Here is a 5,624-nt window from a genome sequence, read left to right on the forward strand (position 1 = left end):
GGCCGGGCCGGGTGTGGGCGCTACGGCGGGCGCCGAGATAATCTGGGGTACCGGCTGGTAGCGTCGGCCGCTGCCCGTGGTAGTGAGCCCGGCAGGAGCGGTGTTGGCGGCAAACAGCACGGGGCCACCTACCTCGCTTTCGGGCGCCAGGCGCTCAGCCGGGGTGCTGGTTGTAGCCGTTGTGCGCCCGGCGCGCCCTTTGGCTGCTGAGCCTAGGCGCGAAAGCGTGACGCTGAAATTGGCGGTTTTGCCGCTTTCCAGAAAAATGCTTTCGAGGGTTTGGGAGCGGTAGCCCCCTTCGCCAATCTGCATCAGGTAGGGGCCGCCGGCGGGCAGGTTGGGCACCACGAAGCTGCCCGCGCTGTTGGATGCGGCCGAATAGCGCTTGCCCGAGGGCACATGAATAACCGTGACGGCCGCTCCGGCCAGCGCTTGTTGCGCTTCGCTCTGCACGTTGCCGGTAAGGCTGAGCGGGACAGTTTGGCTGAGAACGGGCTGCGCGCTGAACGTGAGCAGCGAAAAGAGCAGTACGGGAATACGCTTCATGACAATACGTTGCAGAAAATAAGATAGCAGCCCGAATGCCTGACTAGCTCGCCGAAGCAAGCGGTAAGCAGCCAATTATTTATTCAAGCCGCCTCAAATATAATGCAAAATAATGTCTATGAAAATTCTGTAAATTATTGTGATTTATTGAATAGCGTAATGGCTTGTCTGGAGCCATTTCTTGGTGCGAAAACCAATGAAAAATAGGCTGGCTGGCTCGATGTGAATGAACAGCATCGGCGGCCCGAAGCGGGGCGATGCAACGGAACGGCGCATTGCGGAGTTCTACATTCGGCTAAAGTGGCTGCCTGCGGCGTCGGCGTATGCCTTTCGCCGGGGCTGCTACTTTTACTCTCGAACTAATAAGCATCTGAATTATGCGGAAAATATTGTTGGGCGCGGCCGGGGTAATAGTGGTGCTGCTGCTGGCGGCCGTGGCGGCCCCTTTCCTGTTCAAAGACAAGCTGCGGGCGTTGGCCGACAAGCAGATAGCCCAGCGCGTGCGGGCCAAGGTGCTCTACAATCCGGCCGATATCGACGTGAGTGTGTTTCACTCCTTCCCGGATTTGACGTTGGATATCAAGAACCTGCGGGTGATTGGGCTCGACTCGTTCAGCCGTGACACGCTGGCCAGCCTGCCCAACCTGCGCGTGGGCCTCGATGTGATGACGGTGCTCAAAGGTCAGGAAATCAAGATTAACAGCGTGGAGCTGGAGCGGCCCGACATCAGCCTGCGCCGCCTAAAAGGCGGGAGCGCCAACTGGGACGTGATGATTTCAGACTCGGCCGCCGCCGCCAAAGGCCAAGATACCAGCCAGGTAAGCTTGGCTATCAAAGGCTGGAAGCTGACCGACGGCCACCTGCGCTACGAAGACCTGACGCTGCCTTTCCGGATGGAGGCGCGCGGCGTGAACCACAGCGGCAGCGGCGACTTCGCTCGCAACGTGTTCGATTTGGTTTCGAAAACTACCGCTACTGACTTGGATATGAGCTACAACAATGTGGCCTACGTGACCGATAAGCAGCTCGACGCCGACGTAACCATGCAGATGGACCTGGGCAAAAGCCAGTACACCTTCAAGGATAACAAGTTTAAGCTGAATGATTTTCCGTTCAGCTTCGCCGGCGTTATCGGGCTGCCTAACGCTACGGATATTACTTACGACGTGACCTTCAAGGCGCTGGAAACGGACTTTAAAACCCTGCTGAGTCTGGTGCCGGGTGTGTTTACTGAGAAGTTTAAGAACATTGAAACCAGCGGCAAGGTGGCCTTTGATGGCTACGCCAAGGGCACCCAGACTGCCACTTCGCTGCCTGGCTACGGCGTGAACCTGACCGTGACCAACGGTGAGTTCAAGTACCCCGAGCTGCCCCGCGCGGCCAAGAACATCAACCTGAAGATGCAGGTGAGCAACCCCACGGGCGTAACCAACGACGTGAAAGTCAACATTCCGCAGTTTCATCTCGACCTCGGCCCCGACCCGGTGGACGGCAACATCGCCATCGACGGCCTGAACCCGATGAAGGTAGACGGCCGCGTGAAAGCCAACGTGAACCTGGCCGAGGCGCTGAAAGTGTACCCGGTGAAAGACCTGGCCATGCGCGGGCAGTTTTTCGTGGATGGCACGGCCAAGGGCGTGTACTCGAAAACGCAGATGCCGGTGGTGAATGCGGCCATCAAGCTGGCTAATGGCTACGTGAAATCGGCCAAATTTCCGGCCCCGATTGAGAACATCAACCTGAGCGGCACGGTGGTGAACACGACCGGGCAGGTGAACGACACGCAGATAAACCTGCCGCAGTTTAAGATGGTGCTGGAAGGCGAGCCGCTGGAAGGCCGCCTCACGGCGCACAACATCGACAAGCCGGTGTTCGACACCAACGTGCGCGGTACGGTGGATTTGACCAAGATTACCAAGATTTTCCCGCTGCAGGGCATGACCGTGACGGGCCGCGTGGCCGGCGACATCGCCGCCAAGGGCAACATGGCCGACGTGGAAGCCGGCCGCTACCAGAACGTGGTGGCCAGCGGCACGGTGCGCGCCACCAACGTAACCTACAAGAGCAAGGACCTGCCGCAGGGCGTGAAAATCAGCAGCGGCACGGCCACCTTCAACAACAACCAGATTGCGCTGCAGAGCCTGAACGGCGTGGCTGGCAGCTCCGACTTCGCGGCCTCGGGCACCATCAGCAACTACCTGGGCTACTTGTTCACGCCGGGGCAGTCGCTGAAAGGCAACCTGACGGTGAACTCGCGCAATTTCAACGTGAACGAGTGGATGGTGGACGAGGTATCGGCCAAACCCACGGTGGCCGGCACGGGCGGCAAGGCGCCGGCCAAGGCCGAGGGCGTGCTGCAGATTCCGAAATACTTCGACCTGGTGCTGAACAGCCACGTGGATAACGTGACCTACGACAACCTGAAGCTGAACAATGCCAGCGGTGTGGTGACGGTGAACGACCAGACGGCGACGCTCAAAAACCTGACGTTTAATACGCTGGGCGCAACGTTTGGCACCACGGGCAGCTACAGCAGCAAAAACCTGGCGCACCCGAAGTTCAACTTTGGGCTGAACATTAAGGACCTGAATTTCCAGAAGGCGTTTGCGGCGTTCAACACGATTAAGACGCTGGTGCCACTGGCGAGCCAGGTGGAAGGCGTGTTCGGCACCAACTTTAGCGTGAGCGGCGAAATGGGCCCCGATATGCTGCCCAACCTGGCCACGCTGAGCGGCAAGGGCTTGTTTGACGTGGTGCGGGCCGCCATCGGGCAGAGCGAGGCGCTGACCAAGATTGCCAGCCTGACCACGCTGCCCGACCTGAAAAACCTGGTGGTAATCAATAAGAAAATTCAGGCGAACCTAGTGAATGGCAACCTAGTGGTGCAGCCGTTTGACCTGACCATTGGCGACATCAAGATGACGCTGGGCGGGCAAAACAGCCTGACCGGGGCGCTGGCCTACGTTACGGCCATCAACACGCCCACCGGCAAGCTAGGCAATGCGCTGAACAGCAAGCTGACGCAGCTGACCGGCGTGCAGAACATTCAGGGCACCGACCGCGTGACGCTGGGCCTCGACATCGGCGGCACGGTGAAGTCGCCGGTGGTGAAGCTGACCAGCGGCAGCATGAAGGCCCAGGGCCAGGCCCTGGTGAAGAATGTGGCCAAGCAGAAGGCCCTCGACCTGCTGGGCGTGAAGCCCCGCGCCATATCGAAGGAAGACAGCATCCGCCGGGCCGGCCTGTCGGCCGAGGAAGCTGCGCGCCAAGCCGAGCTGGATAAGAAGCAGCAGAAGATTGACGCCGCCAACAAGGCCAAAGAGCAGCTGGCCAAGGGCTTCAACAGCTTGTTTGGCAAGCCAAAACCCAAGCCGAAACCAGTGGAGCCAGCTGATACAACCAAGCCCTAACGGCCCAGCTTAGCCGATACTGGCAGCATTGTTGAGGAGCACGGCCCGGCAACCAACAGGTTGGCCGGGCCGTTTTTTGCCCGAATATTTCCCGTTAATCCGCTCGTTACGATGAAAATTACGCGTCTTTTACCCCTTGCTGCACTGGGCCTGCTGGGCTTGGCCAGCTGCTCAAAATCGGATGATGCCGCCAATACTTCGAAGCTGGAAGTGCGGCTGATGGATGCGCCCGGCGACTTTCAGCGCGTGGTGCTGGATGTGCGCCAGATTGAAGTGCACCTGAAAGACGACGGCGACCCCGACGGCTGGAAAACGTTGAATTTCAATCCGCAGGTCATTAACGTGCTCGAGTACGTGAACGGCCGCTCGGCCCTGCTGGTGAGCGACGATTTCGCGCCCGGCGACCTCAAGGAAATTCGCCTCATTCTCGGCCCCAACAGCTACGTGGTGGGCCGCGACGGCCAGCAATACGACTTGAAAACGCCCAGCGGCCAGACTTCGGGCGTGAAGCTGAAGCTGGAAAAAGCTACCCTGAAACAGCGCGAAACATTCCAGCTGCTGCTCGATTTCGACGTAGCCAAGTCCATCGTGGAGCGCGGCAACTGGAAGCCCGGCAACGACAAAAAGGAGCGGTATCTGCTCAAGCCCGTTATTCGGGTGGTGGCGCAGGACCTGCGCGGTGGTCTCGTGGGCACGGTGAGCCCGGCCGCGGCCCTGCCGCAAATTCTGGCCATTCGCAGCACCATTCTGGGCCCCGATACGGTGAGCACCTCGGCTGATGCCTCGGGCGCGTACCAGATTACCGGCCTGCCGGCCGGTACCTACCGCGTTGAGTATTTCCCCAGCACCACGGCCCCCACGGGCCAGCCGGCTTACCGCACGGTGGTGCGCACCGGCATCACGGTGGTGAATGAGCAGGTGACGCCGCTGGGCAACACTGGCCTGAACTAAGGCACCGGTAGTTTCAGCAGCAAAAAGCCCCAATCCGCAACGGTTGGGGCTTTTTGTTATTAAAACGGTGGGTGTAGGGGCGGGGCTCGCCCCCGCCCGGTCGTTGCACGGTGGACGCTGGTTTCGTTCAACGACGGGCGGGGGCGAGCCCCGCCCCTACACCGTTCCTATAATCAGCTTACTGCCAGCCGCCGCCCAGCGCCCGGTACAGATTCACGCTTTGCAGCAGCAGGGCCTGACGGGCCTCGGCGAGGCTCAGTTCCGCTTCGAGCACGCTGCGCTGGGCGGTGATGACTTCCAGATAAGACGCGTAGCCGGCCACGAACAGGTCGTTCGACGTGGCCACGGCGCTGGTGAGCTGCTCCACCTCGCGGGCGCGCAGGTTGGCCACCGACCGGAAATTTTCGAGCCCCTGCAGGCCCACCACTACTTCGCGGAAGCCGGTTTGCAGCGCCTGCTGGTAGCGGTAATAGCCCTGATAGTTGCCGGCCACGGCCTCGCGGAAATCGGCCCGGTACTGGGCGCGGTTGAGAATGGGGCCGGTTAGGCCGGCCACCGCCCCAAATACGACCGAGCTCGGATTGAGCAGCAGGTCGGCGCGGAAAGCATTTAGGCCCACGTAAGGTGTGAGGGTGAGGCTGGGCAGGAAAGCGGCGCGGGCGGCATCGACCTCGGCGCGCCCGGCTTGCAGCTCCAGCTCGGCCTGGCGCACGTCGG

4 protein-coding genes are annotated in these 5,624 nt (G+C 60.6%); 2 read left to right on the plus strand and 2 right to left on the minus strand.

Annotation, left to right across the window (positions count from 1 at the left end):
• A partial coding sequence (locus ACYVDE_RS13300; protein WP_460502031.1) for a carboxypeptidase-like regulatory domain-containing protein occupies positions 1 to 546 on the minus strand: 546 nt, incomplete at its 3' end.
• Positions 547 to 923: 377 nt separating this feature from the next.
• On the opposite strand from ACYVDE_RS13300, the gene ACYVDE_RS13305 reads away from it, so the two are divergent.
• Entirely contained in the window at positions 924 to 3,956 is a 3,033-nt protein-coding gene (locus ACYVDE_RS13305) for an AsmA family protein (protein WP_460502032.1), read from the plus strand.
• 111 nt (positions 3,957 to 4,067) lie between these two features.
• Positions 4,068 to 4,907 carry a DUF4382 domain-containing protein gene (locus tag ACYVDE_RS13310; RefSeq protein ID WP_460502033.1) on the plus strand — a complete coding sequence of 280 codons (840 nt, stop codon included), beginning with the start codon at positions 4,068 to 4,070 and terminating at the stop codon, positions 4,905 to 4,907.
• Positions 4,908 to 5,085: 178 nt separating this feature from the next.
• Here ACYVDE_RS13310 and ACYVDE_RS13315 read toward each other — a convergent pair.
• Positions 5,086 to 5,624 (minus strand): TolC family protein (locus tag ACYVDE_RS13315; protein WP_460502034.1); only part of this gene is annotated, 539 nt, incomplete at its 5' end.

The organism is Hymenobacter agri (assembly GCF_054778495.1).

Coding starts and splice junctions, on each gene's coding strand:
- ACYVDE_RS13310 (WP_460502033.1), top strand. CDS start 4,068: ATGAAAATTACGCGTCTTTTACCCCTTGCTGCACTGGGCCTGCTGGGC.
- ACYVDE_RS13305 (WP_460502032.1), top strand. CDS start 924: ATGCGGAAAATATTGTTGGGCGCGGCCGGGGTAATAGTGGTGCTGCTG.